Raw genomic sequence first — 26,034 nt, 5'->3', positions numbered from 1 at the left:
AATAAAACTAATAAAGTGAGTAAAATAGACCAGATTATAACGACGATTACCAATCAGGGCACTTTGCCTTTGTACTTCAATAAAGATGAAACGGTAAGTATTGAAATATTGCGTGCGCTTTACAGAGCCGGCATAAAAGCAATTGAATACACACACAGAGGCGCTGAAGCAACAGAAAACTTCAAAAAAATGATAGCAGTTCGTGACGCTGAAATGTTCGATTTGCTTATCGGAATTGGAACTATTAAAAATGAAATACAAACGGAAGCCTATTTAGAATTGGGCGCCGACTTTTTTATAAGTCCGGGCTTTGTTCCGGAGGTAGCTGCTTTATTAAAAAGCAAAGAAATTTTATACATACCTGGCTGTATGACACCAACTGAAATAATTGCTGCTGAAAACAAAGGAATTCAGTTCATAAAATTATTTCCGGGAAACAAAATAGAACCCGACTTTCTTTCCAGCATAAAAGACATCTTTCCAGATCTGATTTTTATGCCAACAGGAGGAGTTGATACAACCAAAGAAAATATCCAGGCCTGGTTCGACGCGGGAGTTTCTGCAGTTGGAATGGGAAGTAAATTAATTAGCAAAAAATTGATGGACGAAAAGGATTATCAAACTATTGAAAATCAAACTAAAAATGTCCTAAACATCATAAAAACTATAAACAAGTAACAAATCAATAAATTATAAAAATGAATTCAATGTTAAATCTAGAAGGAAAAATTGCCCTTATTACCGGAGGTGCTGGAGTTTTAGGAAGCAATATGGCCGAAGTATTGGCAAAACAAGGTGTTACTACAGGAATTGTCGGACTGACACTTGAAGAAGCTCAGACAGCTGTAGACAGAATTGAAAGCAACGGCGGAAAAGCTTTTGCAGTAAAAGGAAATGTTTTAAATCAGGAAGATCTTGAAGCCATTCGCGATTTTATAAAAGAGAAATATGGCCGTTTAGATATTTTAATTAATGCTGCCGGTGGAAATATGCCAGGTGCAACTATCGGGCCTGATCAGGCAATTTATGACTTAAAACTAGGCGATTTACAAAAAGTGATGGACTTAAATGTCATCGGAACAATGCTTCCTTCAAAAGTATTTTCTGAACTTTTTGCTTCACAAAAAAGCGGAATTATCATCAATATTTCTTCAGCATCGGCAGAGCGTCCTTTAACGAGAGTCGTTGGTTATTCTGCTTCAAAAGCGGCGATCGATAATTTCACTAAATGGATGTCTGTAGAACTGGCTTCAAAATATGGAGAAGGAATTCGTGTCAATGCAATTGCTCCCGGATTCTTTATCGGAGAGCAAAACCGCGCTTTGCTATTGACTCCAGAAGGAGATCTTACACCAAGAGGAATCAAAATTATTGAACATACTCCAATGGGACGTTTTGGTGTACCGGAAGATTTAGACGGTGTATTGTTATTCCTATGTAGCGACCTTTCAAAATTCGTAACCGGAACAGTGATCAAAGTTGACGGTGGTTTTGGAGCAACAAGTATTTAATTATTAAAATAAAAAAGATGAAACAGACATTAAGATGGTTCGGGCCAAACGATCCCGTTTCTTTATCAGACATAGCACAAGCAGGTGCAACAGGCGTTGTAACAGCATTACACCATATTCCAAACGGTCAGGTTTGGGAAGTTGAAGAAATTCAAAAACGAATTGATATTGTAAAATACAAAGATGGAAATTCGGCTAACGGATTGACAGGTTTAAACTGGACCGTAGTGGAAAGTATTCCGGTACACGAAGACATCAAAAAACAAAGCGGAAATTATCTTCAATACATCGAAAATTACAAACAGAGCATTAAAAATCTTGCTGAATGTGGTATTCACTGTGTTTGTTACAATTTCATGCCAGTTTTAGACTGGTCACGTACAGATTTGTCTTATGAAATGCCAGACGGTTCAAAAGCACTTCGTTTTGATATGACTGAATTTGCAGCCTTTGAATTGTTTATTTTAAAACGTCCGGATGCTGAAAAATCATATTCAGCACAGCAAATTAAAGCAGCTACAGCTTACTTTGAAAAAGCATCACCAGAAGACAAAAAGAAACTTCAGCAAAATATTCTGGCAGGATTGCCCGGTGCTGAAGAAGCTTATTCTGTTGAAGATTTCTTGGTTACGTTGGCAGCTTATGACGGAATTGACAGCAATAAATTAAAAGAACATTTATTCTTTTTCTTAAGAGAAATTATTCCGGTTGCAGAAAGCAATCATGTATTGATGGCTATTCATCCTGACGATCCTCCTTACCCAATTTTAGGATTACCGAGAGTGGTGAGTACTGAAAATGATCTTATAGAATTAATGAGAGCTTACGATTCTAAATCAAACGGATTTACGATGTGTACAGGATCTTACGGCGTTAGAGCAGATAATGATTTAGCCGGAATTGTAAGACGTCATGGCGATAAAATGAATTTTATCCATTTAAGAAGTACACAACGTGATGAGCAAGGCAACTTTTACGAAGCAAATCACTTAGAAGGCGATGTCGACATGTATGAAGTTGTAAAAGAAATTCTTATTGTAGAAAAAAGAAATGGTACCAAATTGCCAATGCGTCCGGATCACGGGCATCAAATGCTGGATGATTTAAAGAAAAAAACAAACCCCGGATATTCTGGAATTGGCCGTTTAAGAGGTTTAGCCGAATTACGAGGATTGGAACTGGGAATCAAAAGAAGTTTGTAAATAATAGTTTTCTGCTCCAGATTTAAAAATTTGGAGCAGAATTCTTTAGTTATTTTCACACTTATGGCTGGCGTAAGCAGCTATGAAGTTTTACAAAAGATTTCATCGTAAAATAAGCCATTCAAAGAAAATTTTAAAATAAGATCATGCAAAAAAGCTTTATAACAGACGACTTTTTACTACATAACGATTTTGCAAAAAAACTCTATCACGATTTTGCAAAAACACAACCCATTTACGATTATCACTCGCATCTTTCTCCAAAAGATATTGCTGAAGATCGTCAGTTTGAAAACATAACCCAACTTTGGATAGAAGGCGATCACTACAAATGGAGAGCCATGCGTGCCAATGGAATTAATGAAAAGTACATAACAGGAAATGCTTCTGACTTTGAGAAGTTTCAAAAATATGCCGAAACGCTTCCGAACACACTAAGAAATCCATTGTATCACTGGACACATTTGGAATTGCAACGTTATTTTGGAATCAATGAATTATTGAATGCAGAATCTGCTCAAAGAATTTATGATACCTGCAATGAATTGTTGAAAAAACCAGAATACAGCGTTCGTAATTTATTACATAAAATGAATGTAAAAATGGTGGGGACTACTGATGATCCTACAGATGATTTACTATATCATAAAGAACTGAAAGACGAAGAATTTGAAATTGCCGTGCTTCCTTCTTTTCGTCCTGATAAAGCAACCGAAATTGAAAAAGGAGACGCCTTTGTACTTTGGATTAAAAAACTGGAAAGAGTAGTTTCTTTTAGAATTCAAAATTTTAATGATTTGGTAAAAGCGTTGCAAAAACGTCATGACTTTTTCCACGAAATGGGATGCCGAATTTCAGATCATGGTCATTCTTCTTTTTACAATGCTGCTTCAACTCAGGAAGAAATCAATTTGATATTTGAAAAAGGGATGCAATCTGAGCCTTTAACTTCAGTAGAAATTGAAAAATACAAATCGGCATTGCTTTATGAAATCGCCATTATGAATCATAAAAAATCATGGGTTCAGCAATTCCATGTTGGCGCTATTCGCAATAACAATAGCAAAATGATGAACCTCATTGGCCCTGATCAGGGATTTGATTCGATTGGCGATTTGACTATGGCACAAAGCATGAGTGGCTTTTTTGATAAATTAAATTCAAATGATGCTTTAACCAAAACCATTGTTTATAATCTGAATCCAAGAGACAATGAAATGATGGCTTCTATGGCAGCAAATTTTAACGATGGATCTGTTCCCGGAAAAATGCAATATGGAGCTGCGTGGTGGTTTTTGGATCAAAAAGACGGCATGCAGAAACAATTGGATGTTCTTTCGAATTTTGGATTACTGAGCCGTTTTGTCGGAATGCTAACCGATTCAAGAAGTTTCCTGTCGTTTCCTCGTCATGAATACTTCCGTCGTATTCTCTGTAATGTTCTAGGAGAAGAAATGGAAAAAGCTGAATTGCCAAATGACATGAATCTAATTGGCGATTTAGTTCAAAAAATTTGTAGCGAAAATGCAGTCCAATATTTTGATTTCCATCAAAAATAAACTTTCACAATAATTATTAAACTATAATAATCCAAAAACCATAATGCATACTAAAAACGAAGTTATTGGAAAATACCGCTGGACGATCTGCGGTTTACTTTTTTTTGCTACTACTGTAAACTATTTAGATAGACAAGTATTGAGTTTATTAGCACCAATCCTTTCAGAAGAATTCAACTGGAACAATACCGATTATGCAAATATTACTGCTGTATTTCAATTTATTTATGCCATTTCAATGCTTTTTGCAGGAAGGATTATAGATAAAATAGGTACAAAAACCGGTTATATATTGGCCATTACCATTTGGTCGCTTGGCGCAATTATGCACGCTTATGCCATCCCGATTGGAACAACAGTAAATAGCATTTTAGTTTGGGTTGGAATTGCTGCCGTTCCGGTTTCTATTTTAGGATTTATGATTTCACGATCCTTTTTAGCTATTGGTGAAGCAGGAAATTTTCCAGCTGCAATTAAAGCAGTTGCCGAATATTTTCCAAAAAAAGAGCGTTCACTGGCAACTGGAATATTCAATTCAGGTTCTAACGTAGGCGCAATTCTAGCTCCACTAACAGTTCCATGGATTGCGGTAAATTGGGGTTGGGAAACTGCCTTTATCATCATTGGAGCAATTGGATTTATCTGGATGTTTTTTTGGTACATCTTATATGAGAAACCAGAAAAGCAGAAAAGATTATCAGCATCAGAATTGAACTATATTCTTGATGGAGAAATTGCAGAAAAAGAAATTGAAACAACTGTTCCAAAAGAAAAAATCTCCTGGATTAAACTTTTAAAATATAAGCAGACATGGGCTTTTGTTTCAGGTAAATTTTTAACTGATGGTATCTGGTGGTTCTTTTTATTTTGGTTGCCAAAATATTTAGAAGCACAATTTGGTCTCGTAAAAACAGATATTGCATTTCCACTTTCCGTCTTATATACGATGACAATGGTTGGAAGTATTTATGGTGGTTATTTTCCAATGTATTTCATCAATAAAGGTTACAATGCTTATGAAGGCCGAATGAAAGCGATGTTGATTATTGCTTTGTTTCCTCTTGTAGTTTTATTGGCCCAACCTTTAGGTCACATCAGTTACTGGATTCCGGTTTTATTAATTGGTATTGGGGCATCGGCACATCAGGCCTGGTCAGCTAATATATTTACTACGGTATCAGACATGTTTCCTAAAAAAGCAATAGGATCTATTATTGGTATTGGAGGAATGGCCGGAGGAATTGGTGGTGTTTTAGTATCAAAACTAGGTGGTACTCTTTTTGATTATTATGAAGCCCACGGCCATATTCAGACTGGTTATACTATTATGTTTGTGCTTTGCGCTGTTGCGTATTTGGTTGCATGGACAGTTATGAAAATACTGGTTCCTAAATACTCAGAAATTAAAGATTTGTAATATTAGACAACTTTTAAAAACAAATAAAATATTTGATTTATCATAAAATGATTTAATTTTGAATTTCATTATCGAATTTTACCATTCATTTTAAAACAGTTAAGAGATTTAAAGTCTACAATTTGAATTTTGATGGAAGATTCGTGGCGCAATACAGAAAAAAATATTAGAAATGCAGTATAAAAGCGGAATGTGATAGTTTTGTTCGAATCCCTCTTTCTCCGTTGGAATTCTCAAGAATATTGTATCAAAACGAAATATCTATCGAAAACAAAGGTGTTCGACTGTCGAACACTTTTACAATAACTTTAAAAGTTATATTTTCTTTTTTAGAATAAAAAATTTGACCTAAAATCTAAAAAATAAAAATAGCCTTTTCGATTTAAACAAAATAAATAGTAAATCCGTATACACTTCGAGCTCATATAAATAAGGGGATTTAGTGATTTTTACCAAGCTTATCTATAAACATTAATATGGGAATTAAGTGTTCAATTGAGATCCCTTCAATTCCACAAAAAAGCCTGTAAACTTATTGTTTACAGGCTTTTTTATTAATTATAATTTAACTAAAAAAGACAAATACGGCTTCTTTTCAGAAAACCGTATGTGTCAGACTAATTCAAATTCACTTTTATAAACTTGCCTTTACTGCACCGCAAGTCAGCATATTTTTAGGATAGTACGGATTTTTGATTTCCTTGCTATCACTTACCCATACCGCATTGGTCATTGGGCAAACCTGAAGGTATAATGTATTATCAGCCACCTTGAATTTGGGTGCCAGATCCCAAAATTTAACCGATAGTACTTCAAAAATTTTACGTTGCTTATTGATGTTTTTAGTAGCTTCAACTTCAGCTACAAGGTTTATGATTTCCTTTCTTTTTGTCGTAGCGTCATTCATTTGTTCGAGATTTAGTTTTTTAAACCTGAAATTCTTTAACGATTGTTGCAATAAAGCAGCACTTTTTACAACGGCCAGACTATCTGAAACCAAAAGATTATTTTTTAAAGTCAGGTAGTTGTTTGTGATTTCCTTTTTTTGCGCCTCACGTTTTTCGACCAATTCAGGAGCGACTTCTTCTTTTGATGTTAACTGAGCCTGCGCCAAAGTGCTTAAGAAAATAAATGCTATAACTACTATCTTTTTCATATATCGGTTTTGTTTAGTTTTGAAATAATTTTATCTATTTCGATCAAAATACCTTCGTAATGATCTTTGTTTAATCCTGTTGTTCCGTTCATTAATTTTGTAACATCAGTTCTTAATTTTACAATATGCTGTTTGGCATATAATCTTACATCACTGCGTTGTGCTGCGTTTAAGGCTTTACCTGGTTCTGTTTCCTTAGGCAATAAAAGCATACCAAGTTTTTCGATATAACCGCGCTGTAAACCTCTTCTGTAATAATCTAATTTTTCGTTTCCGCTAAAACTTACCCAAACTGTTTGCTGCATATCGTTTAAAAACTCAGGAACGGTATAAGCTCCCTCAAACTGCATTGCTTTAAGACTGATATTGTAAAGAATACCGGAGCTTAACAGCATATTCAGGATTTGATTTTGCTGGTCTGCTATCTGATCTTCTGTTTTTAAAGGAATTAGCTGATCGATTTCTTTTGGATACATCCAAAGCGGCGCAACAAACAATTGTCTTCCTACATAATCAACAGCGGCTTTTACTTTTGCTTTTGGAACTGGCTGATATACCACACCTTTTTCGTCAACGGTTCTTTTGGTTACGTAGTTATTGCCAATATATTTTAGCACATGATACAGATACAAACCATATTGTTTTACAACAGCTTTATGCATATCTGATAAATTATCATACGCATCGTTTGGCTGATAGGTCCACTGAATCAAATTAGGAACTACACGCTTTAGGTTTTTAATTCCGTAATCGCTGGCAAGAACTGCATCATCACCAAGATCTTCTGTCTGACTGCGTGGATCTTCGTCTTTTCCTTCTCCTCCAAACCATAATTTAGGATTAGCAGTCAAACTATCTGTAGTCATTTTGCTCAATATTTTTTCTTCTTCGAACTCATCCTGAGTTTTTGGAAAATAGCTATATCCCCACTTCACGGCCCATTTGTCGTAGATTCCAATACGTGGATAAATCCCTATCGGACTTATATTATCTTCTGGCTGCGCCACATAATTAAGACGCGCATAATCCATTATAGAAACGGTATGTCCGTTTGCTTCTACCCATTTTTTATCTCTGAGTTTTTCTACCGGAGTTGCACTGCTGGCTCCCATATTGTGGCGTAAACCAATCGTATGTCCAATTTCATGCGAAGAAACAAAGCGAATTAACTGCCCCATAACCTCATCATCTAAATGCATTTTTCTGGCTTTTGGATCTAAAGGTCCTACCTGAATCATATACCATCTTTGCACTAATTTCATCACATTATGATACCAGCCTACATGGCTTTCGATGATTTCTCCACTTCTGGGATCGCTCACTCTGGGTCCGTAAGCATTAGGTGTTTCTGATGCATAATAACGTACTACAGAATATCTTGCATCTTCCAGACTCATGCTTTTATCATCTTCCGGCCATTCTTTTCCAACAATAGCGTTTTTAAAACCTGCGGCTTCAAAAGCTTTTTGCCAGTCGTTGATTCCGGCAATTAAATACGGTCTCCATTTTTTTGGCGTTGCAGGATCAATGTAGTAAACGATTTGTTTTTTTGGTTCAACCAACTGACCGCTCAGGTATTTTTTAATGTCTTTGTCTTTAGGTTCCAGACGATAACGCTGAATAATAAATTTTGTCTGAGCACGCTGTTCATCATCATCAAACAAAACATATTTGTTAGCAAAATACCCCACTCTTTCATCGGCAAAACGTTTGCGCATTGGCGTTTTTGGAAGCAGTACAATCGAGGTATTTAATCTCAAAGTTACTGTTCCGCTACTCGCTGTTGAATTCGTATACGTTTTTGTTGTTTTTATTTCAATGTTAATTGGATAAGCATCTATCATCTCGATGAAAGATTTATCATCGGCAAGAGAGGTTAGCTTTTTTTCTGTTTTCTCTTTATTTTCTATAGAAAACATTGGATTGTCTTTTTTGAAAACATCTGTTACATCAATAACAACATTTCCCGTAACAGGATTGGTTGTTTTTATTGGAAAAGCGGCAACAATTGGGCTTTCATTACTGCCTGCTAATGCTTTTGCCAACATCGAATCAGGATTACGGACATCTTGCTTGTATTGCAATGACCTTAAAAAAACAGTATTGTTCGCTCCTTTCTCAAAGTAAATTGTCTGCTCATTGGCTTTCTCTCCGCCAAAAACCCCCATACCTTCGGGAGTAGAAAGATATCTCGTTACCACCAGCATATATCTGTTAAATAAACTGTCAGGAATTTGAAAGTAATATTTAGCATCAACCTGATTGACCGTAAAAAGGCCTAATTTTTCTTTCGATCCTTCCTTTATTATTTTTTCATAAGGCTGTAAACCTTTCGGTTGTGTGCTGGTACTGTCGGCTTTTTTTTCGGCCGGAGTTTGCGAAAAACCATGCTGCTGTCCGGCCAGCAGCATGATTATTAGTATAAATATTTTTTTCATCAGAATTTAAAATGGAACTGTTTCGTTGGTATTTAGGGTAAGTTTTGGATTTTTTTGCAGCACCGATAAAGGAAACGGTATAATGTATAATCTTGAATTGGGCTGCAACGTATACGTTTTTTGAGGAACGGTTTTGTTTACGATTGGAAATACTCTTGTAACCGTTTTTGCATATTCGGTTTCGGTGTTTAGCCTCTTTAAATCAAAAAAACGATTAAAGCCCAAAAGCAATTCTTTTCTTCGTTCGTTTATTACAAGATCCATCGTTTCTTTTCTGGTGGTTGGAACAGCTAAATTTACAGTTCCCGATAAAATACGTTTTGCTCTTAATGTATTCAAAACATCGACTGCTTCAGTAAATTTATCTTCTCTTGCGTAACATTCTGCCAGCATCAAATAAACCTCGGTTGTTTTCATACCCACTGTAGGATAAAAGAATTTTGTATATACCGTTGCCCAATAAGCTGTATTTGATCCCTGATCCAGATTTGTTGTGCTTGTAGTATTAAAAAATAAATTAAAACGTGCATCGTTTCTGCCAAATAAAGTTCTCAGCTCCGGACTTATAATATATTGATAGGCAAAGTTCATCTCAGTATACCCTGTCATATACATATAACTCAATACTTCTATATTATTTGCTGCCGGCACAGCAACTACATTTGGTCCTCCTTGTGTGTTATAAGCTACCATATCAAATATTTTATTGTTGTAGCTTAATGATTTTTCTGCGGCGGCTTTAGCACTGGCAATTTCACGTTTAAACAAATGAACTTTGGCTTTAAATGCATAAGCAAATGCCAGTGAAGGATGGTAAACATCCATTGGTTTTTCCTGAAGATACGGTAAAGCCTCGTCTATATCTTTCTGAATAAATGCGTAAACTTGTGCTACAGTAGACTTTGACGGCTGCGCCTCCAAATCAAATTTATCCATAATACAAATACCTCCATCTGTAGCGGCAGTTTGAGGGTCGTAGCCTTTTGCATAAGTGTTTACCAGCAAAAAGTGATCGTAGGCTCTGAAAATTTTAGCTTCTGCTTTTGCTAATTGTTTTGTACTTGCCTCTCCTTTACTATCATCGACAAGTGAAATAATGGTATTCCATCTGTTGATATACGTGTAAGCCTGGTTGTAAAAGCTCGACGTGTTTAGTAAAGAAACCCGATCTGTAGTTTCATCAAAAGTAAAATTGATTGTATTGATGTTGGGCGTTTTCCCTATTACATCCGCTTCTTTCATCCATTGATCGTCTGATAAATACTGAAAGTTATTGATAGGATATCCTCTGTTGGGCAGCGATACTGTTTCAAGAAACTGATCAGCTGTTTCAATTACTAAAGATCCTTTTGGTGTTAAGTCTGTATAATCTTCGCAGGCTGCTGTACTTAGTAGCAGCAGAGACGCCATTATTTTATATATCTGTTTCATTTTTTAAAGAGTAAGGTTAAAGCCAAATAAATATGTTTTTGGCATTGGCAAATTACGTGTACCAGAATTAGCCGAATAAACTTCAGGGTCAATACGATTTCCGGCGGCACTCCAATACCAGATATTGTTCATTTGAAAAGTAAATTTGGCCGATGTAATATTCAATTTATTAGCAACCAATTTTGGTAAATTATAACCTAATGAAATGTTTCTTAGTTTGATGTAATCACCATCGATAACATTTACATCTGAGTTTCTCCATTGACTGTTCATTGTTATGGCATAATTTCTGGCAACCTCATCAATATCTACAAACAAACGAGTATTCCCGTTTTGGTTTGCATCTGTGTAACGATCAGCAATCCCAGCGTTGTTTACTGCATCAGAACTCAAATCAGGAACATCTTTACGCATTACATTTCCTCCTGAGAAAACAAACAACAAATTCAAATCGAACTGTTTATATGAAAAACGTTGTGATAAGGAACCAGTATATGTTGGTGTTAAACTTCCTTTATTTACCAAAGCATCTGTGCTGTTAACTGATTTTAAGCTGTTTGCTATCGGAATACCATTGGCATCAAAAGCCATCGATGGATTTCCGTTTTCATCTAAAATATAAGGATAACCATTTACTGTTCCTCCATATTTATAAGCATATAAACTATTGTAAACTTCGTTCTCTAAAAAGTAATCCAGAGGGGAACTGGCGTAAACCGAAGCAATCGACTGTGCTCTTGTAACTTTTTCGACAGTGGTTCTGTTAAAACCTAAAATTAGATTAGAACCAATACGTAAATTACCATTATTGTACCAGTCTGAACCAATACTAAACTCTACTCCTTTGTTCATTAAGGCACCTGCATTTATTCTTCTTGACAATGCCCCAACAGTAGGATCTAAATCGGTTGTTGCTAATAAATCACTGCTGTATTTGCGATACATATCTATGCTTCCGTTTAGTTTACCTCTAAACAAACTGTAATCGATACCAAAGTTTGTGCTTTGTGTTTTTTCCCATCTCAACATTGGATTCGGCTGTCCTGTAATATTAGTGTATTGCAACGATTGATATAAGTTATCATTTCTTCTTGTTGCGGTTACATATGGAGTTGTAGACTGATCTATATTTCCGTTAACACCATACGTTAGTCTAAGTTTAAGCGCTGTAACCCATTTTATTTCTTTCATGAATTCTTCGTTGCTGGCATTCCATCCTAAACCTGCAGACCATAATGGGCGGTTTTTATACTTAGGATCAACTCCAAACAAATCTGCCCTGTCGACTCTATAACTTCCTGTTACGTTATATTTTGATAAAAAAGTATAACCTACAGAACTAAATACAGAAAAATAACGGTGTAAAATTTCTTTTTGCGTTCTTGATACAGTTGCCAGAGTTCTGTTATTTCCGAATATATAACTTGGAGTTCCTGTCTGACTAAGTGCAAGACTGTTCATTACAGCAGAACTCAATGTTACGGGATCATAACCGTATCTTAACTGTTCGATTGATCTTGGAACAAAAGTTTCACGCATTTCAAAACCAGCCAAAGCGTTTATAGAATGTTTGCCATCGCTAAAATCCTCAGTATAATCTAATTGATTTCTAAAAGAATAATTGCTCGCCCTACTGCTCGATTGCTCATATCGGCCTCCTGTAGATAAACCTTCTACATAAGTGTAAGCATTCGTTGCTGGATTATATGCCGTTAAAGCATTAATGGCATAACGCATTTTATAGGAGTTAACGTCGTAATACTGCTCGTTATCGTTTCTTGTCGTTTCGTACTGAAATTGTGTACTTGCACTTAAACCTCTCCATAATTTGGCACGCAAATTTGCAAAAGCTCTTAAGTTTAATGAATTTTGTTTTTCAATACCTTCCTGAAGCGCATTTAAAACATTAAAAGTCATTGGTTTAAAACCACTTAAACCTGCCATTTTTTCTGCCATAACGGGATTAATGACGCCGCTGGAAGTAAAGCCATCTTTAAGTGACGAAAAAGATGATAGTACAGGATTTCCGTTATCATCTGTAATGCGTTCGTATCTTTTTTGAATATCATAACTATTGTAATCAGGATCTGTAACATCATCATTACTGTAGGTTGCATTTATTCCGAATGTTGCATTTAACCAGTTATTCACCTGAAAACTGCTTTTGGCATACAGGTTAAAGGATCGGCTCTCGTTATTTATTACACGGCCTTTTGCCTGATCATAATTAAACGATACATACGTATTTTGTCTGCTTGTACTTCCTGAAAAGGCAATATTGTAACGCTGTCTGAACTCATTTTGCCATACATTATCGCGATAATCTCTGTAGTAATCGTTTTTTCTCCATTGATCCAGCGTGCTGTTGTAATCTGCATTATTGATTTTTCCTTCTTCTAAATTTCTGTTCAGCTGATAAAGAGGACTGTAATACTTTGGGTTACTACTTCCTATATCTCCATAAGTATTGAACATCGTTTGTGTATCTGCTACTCTGGCTCTTTCTCTCTTATAAACCGCTTGTTCATAATCGATCAAATCGCTTGTCGAAGCATAATTCATACTCTTGAAACTTGGCTTTGTCGAAATAAAGAAATCCGAATTTATACTTACTTTCAATTTACCATTTCCTTTTTTGGTAGTCAAAACGATAATTCCGTTTGCTGCTCTCGAACCATAAATAGAAGCCGCTGCAGCATCTTTAAGAACGTTGACACTTTCGATATCATAAGGGTTAATATCTTCTAAAGTCAGTTCTGTTGGCAAACCATCAATTACCAAAAGCGGACTATATCCAACATCAACTGAAGAAAAAGTTCCCATACCACGCAAAATTGGTGTATCTGCAGAAGCTCCTGTAGGATTTTTTCGCAGCATCAAACCTGCCACACGACCTTCCAGCGCAGTAGATAAGTCGGCATTGATATTTTCATTTAATGTTTTTTCGTCAATTGTTGCAATTGCACCTGTTGAGTGACTTCTGGTAAGCGTTTGATAACCTGTAATTACAACTTCTTTCATTGCAGCTACTTTGTCTTCAACAATCAGCGTTAGTTCTTTTCTCCCGGTGATCCCAAAAGATTTCTTTTCAATCGTTAATCCTGAACATTCAAGAATGCCGTTTTCCGGAACATTATCAAAAGCAAAACTTCCGTCAAAATCAGTTATGCTGGTTCTGTTTGTTCCCGAAAGAGCAACCGTTACTCCGGGAAAAGGCTCATTTTTATTGTTTAATACTTTTCCTCGGATATCGATTAATACGTTTCCCAAGTTCTCCGCCTTTTCTTTTACAGCCGTTACCACAATCGTTTGATTGGTAATCGTGTACTTTAAATTTTGAGAATTAAAAATCTGATTCAGCGTTTCTTTTACATTCGAATTCTTAACATTAATGGTTACAGGTTTCGAATCTTTTAGCAATTTTTGGGTATAAAAAACTTCGTAATTGGCCTGTTTCGCCACTTCCTTCAACACTGTTTCAAGTGGTGCACCTTTAAAATTAATGCTGATGTTTTGTGCTTGTCCTTTATAACTGCACAACAACAAAAGTATCGCACTAAGGCCGCATAAATAGGTAGAAAAACTGCTACCCTTTTTTCTGAATTTTTTGTAAGGTTTTTTTGGTTGTAAATTAAATTTCATACATTTACATTTGGTTATAGTTAAACAATAGGTGGACAACTTATATTGGCTATTAACTTTTAAAACAAACCGGAAGCATCGCAACTGCTTCTGGTTTTTTAGTTTATAGTCTCAATATATTCAGGTAAATTTAAACTCAGGGATATACAATAATTGTTTTTCCTTCAACCTTAAATTTTATATTACTAAGCTCAAGTACTTTTAATACCTCAGACAAATTTTTATTCATAAACGTTCCGCCGTTAAATCGTACATCCGAGACATCGCCGCGGTATTCTACTTTAATTCCGTACCAGCGTTCTAATTGTCGCATAACGGTTTTTAAGTCGGCATTATCAAATTTAAAACGGCCATTTTTCCATGCAATCGCAGCTTCGGTATCGACTTGTTTTATTGTAATCTTATTAAACTTATCAGATACATTAGATTGTTGACCGGGTTTTAAAATGGCTTTTTGGTTTTTATAACTCACCGCAACGCTTCCTTCTAATAAAGTCGTTTTTACAACAGATTCATTATCATAAGCATGTACGTTAAAATGCGTTCCAAGGACTTCTATATCCTGATCGCCGGATTTTACAATAAAAGGTTTGTTTTTATTTTTGGCCACTTCAAAATAAGCCTCTCCGTCAAGTTCCACGATTCTTTGATCTCCGTTAAACTGGGTTGGATATTTAATCGATGAAACCGCGTTTAGATACACTTTTGTTCCATCTGCCAGAACAATATTGTATTGTCCTCCGGTAGGTGTCGAAAGTGTGTTGAATAAATTAGCATCAGCTTTTGAAGCATCAGCTTTTGGATTTATAATATAGGTGATCACACCATTAGCGCCCATTTTTATGGTAACCTCATCTTCTTCACCTTCTTTGGCAATTGTATCTTTTGCCGAAATATCAGCCAGAACAATTTGCTTTCCGTTCGAAAGTGTCAGGATTCCTCTATTTCCTCCCGGAGCGATTTCTTGTGGTTTTTCAGCAACTTGCGGAATTTGTTCTTTTGGTTTTGTAAAATAAAATATTCCCGTGCCTAATAATACAGCGATCGAAGCAGCTACAGCAACACGCGGCCAAATACGAATTACTTTTGTTTCCTGTTTTAAGGGTAACTTCGCTTTTAGATATTCGTAACTATCTTCCAGCTCGTACTCGTTAAGCTGTAAATTGCTATTAGAAGCTTTATGCAAATACCACGCATCTACTTTATCCTTATCTTCATTCGATAAAGTCCCTTCCTGATATTTTTTTAGCAATGCTAAGATTTCATTTTCATTCATAAGTACAATACGAAATTTTGTCCCGTTTTTAAGTAAGACAGTTATAAACTACTTTTGTCATAGGTAAATGACGAAAAAAATTAAAAAAATATTACTATATCGTTATCAAAGCAAGAAGAGTATTACTTTTTCTTTATCAATTAAGATGATATGCCTAGATTTTGACATAGAAATTAACATAAAGGCAATACTATAGTTATATCACAAAAACCCCCATGAAATTTTTGAGTTTTTCACGTAATATTTTTAGCGAGTTATAGACTTGCTGCTTGGCTGTTTTATCGGTAATATTAAGTTGAAGTGCAATTTCATCATACGAAAGCTCTTCTACTTTTCTCAGTAAAAAAACTTCCCGCATTTTTTCCGGAAGTAAAGCAATTTCTTTAGCAATTATGGCTTCTAATTCTTCTTCCCGAAGATTTGAATCTGCTAAAACATAATCATTTTCAATAAAGTTTGAAATGGAATCAGCGTAATTTGAAACCACTTTTTCGTGGGCGATGTGATTCAGGATTCTGTTTTTTGTTGCTTTGTATAAGTAAGAGGAAAGTGATCCTGTAACAATCAATTCTTGGCGTTTGTTCCAGATCGATAAAAATACTTCCTGAACAACATCGTTCGCTTCATCGCGGTTACCCAACATTTTATAGGCATGATTGACCAGAATTTTACAATACCGCTCAAAAATTTCTGTATACGCTAGCTGATCATCTTCCTTAAGAAGATCTAATAAATTATGATCAGCATATTCGCTATAAGCAGGCATTAATGGAAAGAGTTGAGTATCAAAAAAGCAATATTAAACATTTTTTGTGTTAAAAACTAAAAGATGATTCAGTTAGAAAAGATCTATAACTTTATAACCATTATTTTCTTATAAAGTATATTTCAGACCAAAAGAAAGGCTTCATGATCTGGAAAGATTTGAATGAGGTCAAGACGTTATCAATATCATTTAGCATTCACTTTTTTATTAGAGCCCGTAATCAATTATATTTGCCCATTCTTTCTTTATAAAGTAAAGCAAGATCCAATTAAATAAAGCGTAAAGCAAAAAAGTGGAAAATCAAGAAACCAGCTGGACTATTTGTCCGGAATGCCAGGGACGCGGCAAAAAAAGCCGAAGAATCAGCAAAAAAGCGCGACTGCTCTACCAGATAGCTCTCGATCAGTTTGAAAAAACGAAAGAAGGAACAGCTCCGGTTTATCCTAAAGGTAATTTATACGTATGCCTGAACTGTAATGGCTCAGGTTTGATTGCATCAGCTACTTCTCCTCCTGCTGATACAGAAAATTATCCACATGTTGCTATTATTGGCGGTGGTATTGGCGGTGTGGCTTTGGCCGTTGCCTGCTTACATCGCGGAATTCCTTTTACTCTTTATGAACGTGACAATAACTTCGAGGCACGATCTCAGGGTTACGGACTTACTTTGCAGCAAGCCAGTAAAGCCATAGAAGGATTGGGTATTTTCTCTCTAAAAGATGGTGTGGTTTCAACAAGGCATTTGGTACATAACACAGAAGGAAAAGTCATTGGTGAATGGGGAATTAGAAAATGGTTACAGACCGATACTAAAACGGCGAATAAAAGAACCAATGTACATATCGCAAGACAATCATTACGACTAGCATTATTAGAACAACTCGGAGGTCATGATTTTGTACAATGGGGACATCAATTGGTTGATTTTAAAGCAAACGAAGATGAAGGTATTGATTTAAAATTTCAGGTAAACGGTGAAATAAAAAACATAAAAGCCGATCTTTTAGTCGGGGCCGATGGTATTCGCAGTTCGGTACGAAGATTATTAATTGGTGAACATATTACTCCTTTACGTTATCTGGACTGTATTGTGATATTGGGTATTTGCCCATTAAAAGCCCTTGAAGGAATTGATAGTGATTTATTAGATTCTGCAACAGTATTCCAGACCGCTAACGGCAATGAGCGCATTTACATAATGCCTTATACGGCAGATTCTGTAATGTGGCAGCTAAGTTTTCCAATGCCGGAAGACGAAGCCAAAACGCTTAGTACTCTGGGAACTCAGGCGCTTAAGGAAGAAGCAAGCCGAAGAACGCAATGGCACGATCCTATTCCGCAGATTATAGCAGCGACTCAGGAAGCTCAAATTTCCGGTTATCCTGTTTATGATCGGGAATTACTCGATTCAACATTATTATCGAAAGCCAAACAAGTAACTTTGATTGGAGATGCAGCTCACCCAATGAGCCCGTTTAAAGGGCAAGGTGCCAATCAGGCGCTGCTGGACGCCCTTGCTCTCGCTCGAGGCATTTCAAAAGGATGCAGACCAATGTCACAATGGAGAAAAGCAGGGATAAGAGAAAGTGTTTTAAAGGATTTTGAATCTGAAATGTTAGAAAGAAGTGCCATCAAAGTAAAAGATTCTGCCGAAGCTGCACAGTTCCTGCATTCAGAAATCGTACTTCATGAAGGTGATGAACCAAGAGGAAGGTGTATAAAGAAAAAAGAAGATGATTTAAAACAATAAAATCTTAATATAATTCACAAAAAAAGTGCGGTCGTCTTTTCAGGCAACCGCACTTTTTTAATTATTTTAACTTTCTGTTATTTATACTCTTCTTCTTTTTGAGCGTACCAATTTTTCATGACATAAAAAGCTTTCTTTTTTATTCCCTGATCAGAAATTAATCCTTTACGGTTAAAGAAATCCTGAATATTAGGCAACTGTCTGCGTGGTGATCTAAAATCGACTAAAATCCAAGGAGAAACTCCCGCCAAACCTTCTATACGATTGAACATTTGAGTATTTTGAACATACAATTCTTCCTGATATTCTTCGTTCCAGCGCTCTTTTTTATCACCGTGCAAACCTTGTAAAGCTTCTCCACCAAACTCACTGATAATAACAGGTTTGTTGTACGGAATTATCCATTGCATGTCTTTACACGATTCGTTTGTTCCTCTGTACCATCCCAAATATTGATTAAAACTCACAATATCTACATATTCGTTCATATTATCGTGAAGTGTATTTACATTGTTCGGACTTTTGGTTACTTCCATCGCCATGCTTATTAAACGAGAATTGTCCTGCGTACGGGCGTATTTTGCCAGTTTGCTCAGGAAAACATCTCTGTCATCTCCATGCGGTGTTTCATTTGCAATAGACCAAATTACAATTCCGCAACGGTTTTTATCCCTGTAAATCATATCGTGCAGCTGACGTTCGGCATTGGCGTAAGTATCTGGATTTGTCCAGGAAATAGTCCAATACACCGGAACTTCAGACCAGATCATTAAGCCCATTTTTTCGGCTTGTTTTACCATATTTTCATTATGCGGATAATGCGCCAGACGTACATAATTACAACCTAATTCTTTTGCCCAGGTCAATAACGTAACCGCATCTTCTGTAGACCACGCTCTTCCCGATCGAAATGGAGCTTCTTCATGAATACTGATGCCGCGTAAAAAGACTTTCTTTCCGTTTAACAAAATTTCTTTTCCTTTTGTTTCAATGGTTCTAAATCCTATTTGATCCGCAATACTTTCATCTGCTTTTTCAATAGTTACATCGTATAATTTTGGTTTTTCCGGAGTCCATAAAACAGGATTGGTTTTAATCTCAAAATACGCCATTCCTTTGGCATCTGTTGTGATATTTTTCTTGATTTTTAATTCCGGAATTTTAATCGAAACCGACTGATTTGCCGTTTCGCTGTTCAATTTCACCCAGCCTGAAATTTTTGTTTTGTCTTTTTTATCCAGCTGCACCAGATAATCTTCAATATACGTATTGGGAACCTGGGCCAAAGTAACGTCTCTGGTAATTCCGCCATAATTCCACCAATCCATGTTTACCGTTGGCACATTATCTTTATGGCGTTTGTTATCTACTTTTACAACCACAAAATTATTGCCGTCGACCAATAAATCGGTTACATCAAAATTAAATGGTGTATAACCGCCAACATGACTTCCTGCCAATTTTCCGTTTACATACACTTTCGCATCATAATTGACTGCTCCAAAATGAAGAATACCTTTGCTTTGAGAATTCTTTTTATAACTAAAATCTTTCTCAAACCAAACCGTTCCTTCGTAAAAAAACAATCTTTCGTCTTTACTGTTCCAGTCAGACGGAATATCCATTGTGGCTGAAGTTGCAAAATTATATTCGCTTAAATCTGTGGTGTTGAATTTTTTGTTTTGGAAAAATCCATTGTCTTTAAAAGGCATAAGACGATAATCATAATATCCGTTTTCAAGCGGATCTACAATATAACTCCATTTTCCGTTTAGGTTGATGTTGTTTCGTGATGCAATATTCGCAAGTAACGGAATTTCCTGCGCCATCGTTTTCCCTAAAATCAGAAAAGTAAAACACAGCATTATTATTTTTCTCATAGCTTAAATTATTTTTTATTTTTAATTATAATTTTTAATATTTAGATGCACTTTTTTAGGAGCTAATCCCGCTATTCGTTTCAATCTTTTGTGGCGAACCCCGCCACAAAAGGATTTCCACTTCTATCGGGGCTAGGGCAGTCATTTTCATAAGAATGTTTTCGATTCCGAGGAACGAGGAATCTCCGTTAGTAGCTCGACAAACTATATCCTTTGTGTTAGTTTCTTGTGGAGATTCCTCTTTCCTCGGAATGACAAGATTGTGAGTAATATTGCACGATTGCATCGATCGCATTTACTTCCGTTAAAAAAATTAATCTCTATTTCTTATCAAAATACTGCGTCAATTCATACGCATTATCATTGATGATTTTCATCTCTTTTAATAAAGGTTCATAAGGCTCAAACGCACTGTTTACAATACCTTTATTCGAATCTCTGTTTGAATAATCAGTCGTTAAATCTTCGGGATCATTATCCATATATTTAAACCAATGCCATCCCACCGAATTTTTATTTTTAAGTAATTCCAAAGTGAAATTCTGATAGAAAAGCCCTCTCTCTTTCTGCGTTCGAACGAGCCATCCGGCGCCGGTATTGTTAGGCAATCCTGAATCTTCTCCTTTGGTATACCATTCTGTAATTAAAAACGGTTTTCCTGACCATTCACCCCAATTGTTCATTAAATCCTGACTCGGTTCCCATTTCCTGTAATGGTTGATCGAAACAATATCCATGTACTTTCCAGCCACTTTAAAAATCTCCGGATTTGTTAATTCCTGTTCTTTATCCTGATTAAAACGACATCCTAAATAAAGATGATTGGGATCTGCTTTTTTAAGCGCCGCTGTTACCTTTTTCATATAGGTTTCAAAATAAAAAGCAGTAAATGCCATTCTATCTTCCTGATTTACATCTGATATCGAAGCATTAAAACCTTTTCTTTGATCCAGCCATTCTTTTGCAGCGAGATAACCTTGTTCATCTTTGGCCAATAAAGTTAAATGTTTATCTAATGCGTCGTTATACCATGGCAGTTCATTATCAGTAAAATAACCCATCAAATACTTATCATTTTTGTACTGAGAAACATCTTTGAATGCTTTTTCGATATACGCATCAAATTCTTTATCAAAAACCATAACCAAATCAAAACGGTAATTTTGCCAGTTGGCTTCTTTGTATTTTCCGCCGTATTTTTTAATATGATCAGAATGATACATTCCCATTGGAGAAACAATAACCGTATAAACCAACGGATTTTCTCCTTTTCGAACTAAGTCTGTATTCGACCACGCGCCTACTCCGTTAAACCCATTATCGCGAAGTAATTTTGATTCTTGTTTCAGCCAATTTTCAGGACTTCCAAACTTTTTATCAAATGCTTTTTGCTGATTTACAGAACGGCCCGCATTAAAAACAGCAACTCCTTTATAGATAAACGGATAACCTTCGGGGTCGATAATCCACCATCTGTTGTCTATTTTTTGAGTTCTAAAAAATCCCGTTGCTTCTTTTTGCCAGACTTTTGATCCTCCGTAAATCGAAATTGGTTCTTGTTTTTTAGTTTTAAATCCTGGTAGTTTATCAACCGTTTTGGCTTCATACGATATCCATTTCGGATCTAAAGCGTTTTGTCGGGCTTCGACTTTTTGATATTTAATACTATTCTGCGCCTGCAAAGAAATCAGGTTTACTAAACAGAATATGAGATAAAGGAAATGCTTCATTAAATTGGTTTTTAATTATTTTTTTGAGAGATATCGTAGTTTTCAGTCGAAGTACTCAGTTATCAGTCGCAGGCCCAGTTATCAGTCATGTTAAACTGTAAACTGAGACTGTAAACTGTGACTGTAAACTGAGACTGAAACCGAGTTCACTCTAATTATTTCGATAAATAAATATGATCAATATCGAAAATGTAATTGTTCATCGCTCTAACATCTTCCGGATCAACGCTTCGTAAAACCAGAATATCTTTAATTTTAGTAAGATCTAATGCCGAATTCTGTTTTTTGTATTCTGCAATTGGAATCTTAACCATATTCCAGCTTCCGTCTCTTTTTAATCCGTATAAATTGCTTGTGGCATCAAATTCTACATATCCTGTATTCGAGGCGTCTTTCATTCTAAATCTGATTTTTCCCGTGCTAGTTGTTCTTACCGCCATATTGATATAAGTGTAAGAAGTGATATCCGTGAAATTTACAAATGACAAAATTGCCATTGCCCATTTGGCTTCAGCTGCAGGCGGTGTTGCAGGAAGAGAAAAATTTCTGTAAGCGCCTTCATAACCATCAGTAGCCACTTCTTTAAGTACAAACTGATTGCTTGAAACCCAATTTAAAACAGGTGCCGTTTTGGTAAAATCAGTATTATCAGAGTAAATTTTAAGCGCATCAGCCGGAATAACAATTGGCGGAGTTGCAGGAGCTTCGACTTCTACAGTAAAGGTTTTCTTTTGTATCGTATTATCCACAAAAGTAATTTCGAGAGTTGTTGTAAAAGTTCCACCCTTAGTATATTTTACCTCAACATTTGGTTCGATTGAAGATCCCGGAGCCCCGCCCTGAAAAGTCCATTTTACAGCACGTACTTTTGTTGACGCATCGGTATAAGTAACTGTTTCTCCAGCTTTAACAGATGTGTTAGTTGAAGTGGCTTCTAATTTTCCCTGATTATAAAGATATACTTCACGCACATCATCATCGCAGGAAAGTAAACCTATCGAAAGCACGAGAAACAAGTATTTTAATTTGGCTATATTATTTAGTTTTATGTTCATGATTTCTTTTTTTATTATTTTTTTTTTAAGAAAATAGACGAAAGAGTAGACAGAAGAAAGAACAAAGAACAAAGAAGAAAGAGAATAGACCTCAGCAAATTTTGATTCTTGTTTTTTTTTAAGAGAATAGAATAAAGAAGATAGAGAAAGTATAATCTAATCTTGCTTCTTGTCTCTTGCTTCTATTCTCTATTCTCTATATTCTATTCTCTATATTCTATTCTCTATATTCTATATTCTAAAACTCTATTTCAACCCGTCTAAAAATCCCTGATAGGCCTGTTTCTTATTATAATCGGCATCTAAAAGCAATGGATATTCTTTTGGATGCCAAAAACTTGTCAGCCAGGTATATTTATCGGTTACGCCCCAGGTTGAAATGGCAAATTTTTGATTTTGAGGCAGCTCTTCATACATAGTGGTAATGTATTTGTAGGTTTCAGATTGTTTTTGCTGTTCGACATCATTAAACACATACGAATCTGATTTTCCTGTATTTACTTTTATATCCAATTCTGAAATATGAATTAGTAATCCTGTTGAAGCCAGATCTGTAAAACCGGTTTTCATAGTTTGTCGGTTGGTATCTGTGGCATAATGAAACTGATCTCCCAAACCATCAATTGGCACTCCGTTGGCTTTGAATCTGGTTACCATTTTTTTGATAGCAGCTCTTTTTCCTCCATCAATAACAACGCTGTAATCATTATAAAATAATTTAGCATCCGGATCTGCTGCTTTTGCGTATCTGAAACATCTTCCGTAAAATCCAATTGGGTCTTTAAAAAGCGAATTGATCACCGTTTCGTTTCTTAAAGCTCCTCCATCTGCAAAAACCTCGTTTACAACATCCCAGCTTTTTACTTTTCCTTTATAATGTCCTACAACATCTGTAATATAAATTTTGACTTTGGCTTCGAATGCAATTGAATCGTATTTGGCATTTTTAAACCATTCCGGAAACGAATCGTACCAAACCAATGTATGTCCGTGAACTTCCAGACTATTGTCTTTGGCAAAATTTACCAGATAATCTCCCGCTGTATAATTGTATGCTGTTGAAGAAGTCCATATACTTGCCATTTTCATTTCGTATTCGGCTGTAATTTGACTGTAATGTTTTAAGACTGCATTTTTAAAATTGGCTTCGTTTTGCAGATCTTTCATTTTTACTGCAGCGCCAATTTTAAACTTTGCTTTTTCTTTTAAAGTCAATGTTGGAGTCGGATTTACCGGAGCTCCATTATCATCAACATTAATAAAAACTGTTTTTTCGTCGTTGCTGCAAGAAGCAAACAACAAAGCGGTTAACAGACCTAAAATATATTGTTTCTTTATCATCGTGTTATTTTTTATTTGATCTGGAAGTCAAACTCAATTTCAATTTCCAGCTCGATTGTTACTAACAAAAACTTGATTCTTAACTCGTTGGGGTAATTCATAAAAAAAACAATTAAACACATAGAAACATAGATTTTATGCTTTTAAAAAAGTAAATCAAAAAGAAACTTGTTTCTCGCACATAGCTATGTTTGTTATGCAAGTGAAACGCCTTTATTGACTTCAGTAATTCTATGTTTCTATGTGTTAAAAATAATTACACCCAACGGTTTGATTCTAATTAATTATATCCCACATTAAATCCTGCCGGTTTTCCCATTAAATCGATCTGAGTTTGCGGTATAGGCATATTGACCATTACTGGTGTCATCTTCAAAGGCACTTCTCCGGCACTCGTTCCTGATGGACTTGAACGGAAATATAGATTTTGTCTTTCTACCAAAAGTCCTAATCGTTTTAGCAAAAACCATCTGTTGTTTTCAAAAGCCAATTCTCTGGCTGATTCATCCAAATAATTATTTAATGTCCAGGTGGTCAAATCAAAAGTTGTGACAGTACTTTCAGGGTTTCCGGTATAACCTCTTCTTCTCACTTTATTCAAATAAGCCAGTGCTTTTGTGTCATTACCCAGATTATGATATGCTTCAGAAGCTAATAAATAAGTTTCGGCCAATCTGTAATACATATAATCTTTGTAACTGTTGGATGTCATAGGCAGTTTTTCTGTATCGTGGTATTTTTTCAAACTCCAGTGCCAGGCTCTGTAATTTCCGTTTGGAGCCGCAATTGCCGGATTGGTAATCGGCTGTCCAAATTTCGGGTTCCCCGGAACATTGATTTTATAATCCTGATAATTATCCGAATAATAATAGGTTTTAAACCTCAAATCGTTAGTCTGATCATAAAGTGATTTCAAATAATTGTTTGGATAAAACCATCCTAGAGACTGACCTCCATAAGCCACATCCTGAATCATTTCACTTGCATTTAATTCATAAGGTCTATGAGTAAAAACGCTTCCTAACCAGAAACCGCCACCCCCTGCCAAATCATCACTAGGACCTAATAGAAAATCTCTTTGATAAGTAAAAAGTGATTCTTTATGGTTGGCATTTTGTCCCCAAACCTCAGCCAGTGGTACTAAACCGTGAGTTCCGTCATTGATAATCGCATCAAATTGTGCGGCTGCTTCTGTCCAGTCTTGCTGCCACAAAGCGCTTTTACCGCGTATGTGTCTTGCAACACCTTGTCCGTAACGTCCTGCATCTACCTTAAAAGGAAGATTTGCTATTGCATAATCAAGATCACCGTCGATTAATTTGTAAACATCGGCATCGCTGGCAACTTTATATTCTGCTACATCATTAATATTTTCCGGCGTTGTTGGAATGGTATCAATTAAGATTCCGCCGTACATTTGTTTTAAATCCAAATACAATTCGCCTCTTATAACACGTGCTTGTGCCACCAGTCTTTTCTTCGCATTTTGATCCATATTAATAGATCTTGCCGAAGTTATAATAGCAGAACATCTGTCGATAATTTTATAGCCCTGAATCCATTTTGATCCTGTAAAAGATTGCGGATTATGTCCTGTACCATAAGGTGTATTCCAGGTTCTGTGCAATCCTAAATCTGTTGCAACCATAAAGAATACATTGGCCCATAAATCGCTATTATCTCCGGATGGCGAATTATAATACCTCATCTGGTTGTAAAGTGCATTTACTCCAACTTCTAAACCTGCCGGAGAAGTGTAGATATAATCTACAGAAATTTGATCTTTTACGTTTTCTTCCAGAAATTCTTCGCACGAAGTCAGTCCTAAAGAAAGTCCGAATATCAAAACAAATAGAAAATTTATATTTTTCATAATCTTG

Annotated in this window: 17 protein-coding genes; 6 read left to right on the top strand and 11 right to left on the bottom strand. The window is 35.8% G+C overall.

Going from position 1 to position 26,034, the window contains the following annotated elements; translation table 11 throughout:
• The first annotated feature begins 15 nt into the window (after positions 1 to 15).
• The 5 genes from ACIDC4_RS07715 to ACIDC4_RS07695 all read left to right on the top strand — a co-directional run bounded on the left by ACIDC4_RS07715 (position 16) and on the right by ACIDC4_RS07695 (position 5,689).
• Positions 16 to 678, top strand: a complete 663-nt coding sequence (locus tag ACIDC4_RS07715) for a bifunctional 4-hydroxy-2-oxoglutarate aldolase/2-dehydro-3-deoxy-phosphogluconate aldolase (RefSeq protein WP_395432882.1) — start codon at positions 16 to 18, stop codon at positions 676 to 678.
• A 29-nt stretch (positions 679 to 707) separates the two neighbouring features.
• On the top strand, positions 708 to 1,511 hold the full coding sequence (locus ACIDC4_RS07710) for an SDR family oxidoreductase (protein WP_230040244.1): 804 nt from the start codon (positions 708 to 710) through the stop codon (positions 1,509 to 1,511).
• Positions 1,512 to 1,528: 17 nt separating this feature from the next.
• Positions 1,529 to 2,713 carry a mannonate dehydratase gene (gene uxuA / locus ACIDC4_RS07705; protein WP_412042554.1) on the top strand — a complete coding sequence of 395 codons (1,185 nt, stop codon included), beginning with the start codon at positions 1,529 to 1,531 and terminating at the stop codon, positions 2,711 to 2,713.
• Between the two features lie 146 nt (positions 2,714 to 2,859).
• Positions 2,860 to 4,272 carry a glucuronate isomerase gene (uxaC, locus tag ACIDC4_RS07700; RefSeq protein ID WP_412042555.1) on the top strand — a complete coding sequence of 471 codons (1,413 nt, stop codon included), beginning with the start codon at positions 2,860 to 2,862 and terminating at the stop codon, positions 4,270 to 4,272.
• A 43-nt stretch (positions 4,273 to 4,315) separates the two neighbouring features.
• Positions 4,316 to 5,689, top strand: a complete 1,374-nt coding sequence (locus ACIDC4_RS07695; protein WP_412042556.1) for an MFS transporter — start codon at positions 4,316 to 4,318, stop codon at positions 5,687 to 5,689.
• A gap of 634 nt (positions 5,690 to 6,323) precedes the next feature.
• Here the strand turns inward: ACIDC4_RS07695 and ACIDC4_RS07690 are convergent.
• The 6 genes from ACIDC4_RS07690 to ACIDC4_RS07665 all read right to left on the bottom strand — a co-directional run bounded on the left by ACIDC4_RS07690 (position 6,324) and on the right by ACIDC4_RS07665 (position 16,398).
• Entirely contained in the window at positions 6,324 to 6,845 is a 522-nt protein-coding gene (locus ACIDC4_RS07690) for a DUF3347 domain-containing protein (RefSeq protein ID WP_412042557.1), read from the bottom strand.
• Positions 6,842 to 9,283 carry a zinc-dependent metalloprotease gene (locus ACIDC4_RS07685; protein WP_412042558.1) on the bottom strand — a complete coding sequence of 814 codons (2,442 nt, stop codon included), beginning with the start codon at positions 9,281 to 9,283 and terminating at the stop codon, positions 6,842 to 6,844. Before ACIDC4_RS07685 ends, ACIDC4_RS07690 begins: the two co-directional genes overlap by 4 nt.
• Positions 9,284 to 9,289: 6 nt before the next feature.
• Positions 9,290 to 10,714 (bottom strand): RagB/SusD family nutrient uptake outer membrane protein, encoded by a 1,425-nt coding sequence (locus ACIDC4_RS07680; protein ID WP_412042559.1) that lies wholly within the window; start codon positions 10,712 to 10,714, stop codon positions 9,290 to 9,292.
• A gap of 3 nt (positions 10,715 to 10,717) precedes the next feature.
• Positions 10,718 to 14,356, bottom strand: a complete 3,639-nt coding sequence (locus tag ACIDC4_RS07675; protein WP_412042560.1) for a SusC/RagA family TonB-linked outer membrane protein — start codon at positions 14,354 to 14,356, stop codon at positions 10,718 to 10,720.
• A 136-nt stretch (positions 14,357 to 14,492) separates the two neighbouring features.
• On the bottom strand, positions 14,493 to 15,632 hold the full coding sequence (locus ACIDC4_RS07670; protein WP_412042561.1) for a FecR family protein: 1,140 nt from the start codon (positions 15,630 to 15,632) through the stop codon (positions 14,493 to 14,495).
• A 196-nt stretch (positions 15,633 to 15,828) separates the two neighbouring features.
• Positions 15,829 to 16,398: an RNA polymerase sigma factor gene (locus ACIDC4_RS07665; protein WP_412042562.1), complete on the bottom strand. Its 570-nt coding sequence runs from the start codon at positions 16,396 to 16,398 to the stop codon at positions 15,829 to 15,831.
• 292 nt (positions 16,399 to 16,690) lie between these two features.
• Between ACIDC4_RS07665 and ACIDC4_RS07660 the strand changes: the two genes are divergently transcribed.
• Positions 16,691 to 18,148 carry an FAD-dependent oxidoreductase gene (locus tag ACIDC4_RS07660; protein WP_412042563.1) on the top strand — a complete coding sequence of 486 codons (1,458 nt, stop codon included), beginning with the start codon at positions 16,691 to 16,693 and terminating at the stop codon, positions 18,146 to 18,148.
• A 77-nt stretch (positions 18,149 to 18,225) separates the two neighbouring features.
• Here the strand turns inward: ACIDC4_RS07660 and ACIDC4_RS07655 are convergent, their stop codons facing one another.
• The 5 genes from ACIDC4_RS07655 to ACIDC4_RS07635 all read right to left on the bottom strand — a co-directional run bounded on the left by ACIDC4_RS07655 (position 18,226) and on the right by ACIDC4_RS07635 (position 26,027).
• A complete protein-coding gene (locus ACIDC4_RS07655) occupies positions 18,226 to 20,028 on the bottom strand; it encodes a glycoside hydrolase family 2 protein (protein ID WP_412042564.1) in 1,803 nt (600 codons plus the stop codon).
• A gap of 320 nt (positions 20,029 to 20,348) precedes the next feature.
• Positions 20,349 to 21,758 carry a hypothetical protein gene (locus ACIDC4_RS07650; RefSeq protein ID WP_412042565.1) on the bottom strand — a complete coding sequence of 470 codons (1,410 nt, stop codon included), beginning with the start codon at positions 21,756 to 21,758 and terminating at the stop codon, positions 20,349 to 20,351.
• A 155-nt stretch (positions 21,759 to 21,913) separates the two neighbouring features.
• Positions 21,914 to 22,813: a PKD domain-containing protein gene (locus tag ACIDC4_RS07645; RefSeq protein ID WP_412042566.1), complete on the bottom strand. Its 900-nt coding sequence runs from the start codon at positions 22,811 to 22,813 to the stop codon at positions 21,914 to 21,916.
• Positions 22,814 to 23,059: 246 nt separating this feature from the next.
• A complete protein-coding gene (locus tag ACIDC4_RS07640) occupies positions 23,060 to 24,154 on the bottom strand; it encodes an endo-1,4-beta-xylanase (protein ID WP_412042567.1) in 1,095 nt (364 codons plus the stop codon).
• Between the two features lie 280 nt (positions 24,155 to 24,434).
• Positions 24,435 to 26,027: a RagB/SusD family nutrient uptake outer membrane protein gene (locus tag ACIDC4_RS07635; protein ID WP_412042568.1), complete on the bottom strand. Its 1,593-nt coding sequence runs from the start codon at positions 26,025 to 26,027 to the stop codon at positions 24,435 to 24,437.
• Positions 26,028 to 26,034 lie beyond the last annotated feature (7 nt).

Source organism: Flavobacterium sp. C3NV, from assembly GCF_046825355.2.
Classification (GTDB): Bacteria; Bacteroidota; Bacteroidia; order Flavobacteriales; family Flavobacteriaceae; genus Flavobacterium.
Note: the sequence above shows the minus strand (reverse complement) of the source record. Positions and strands in the feature narration are given on the sequence as shown.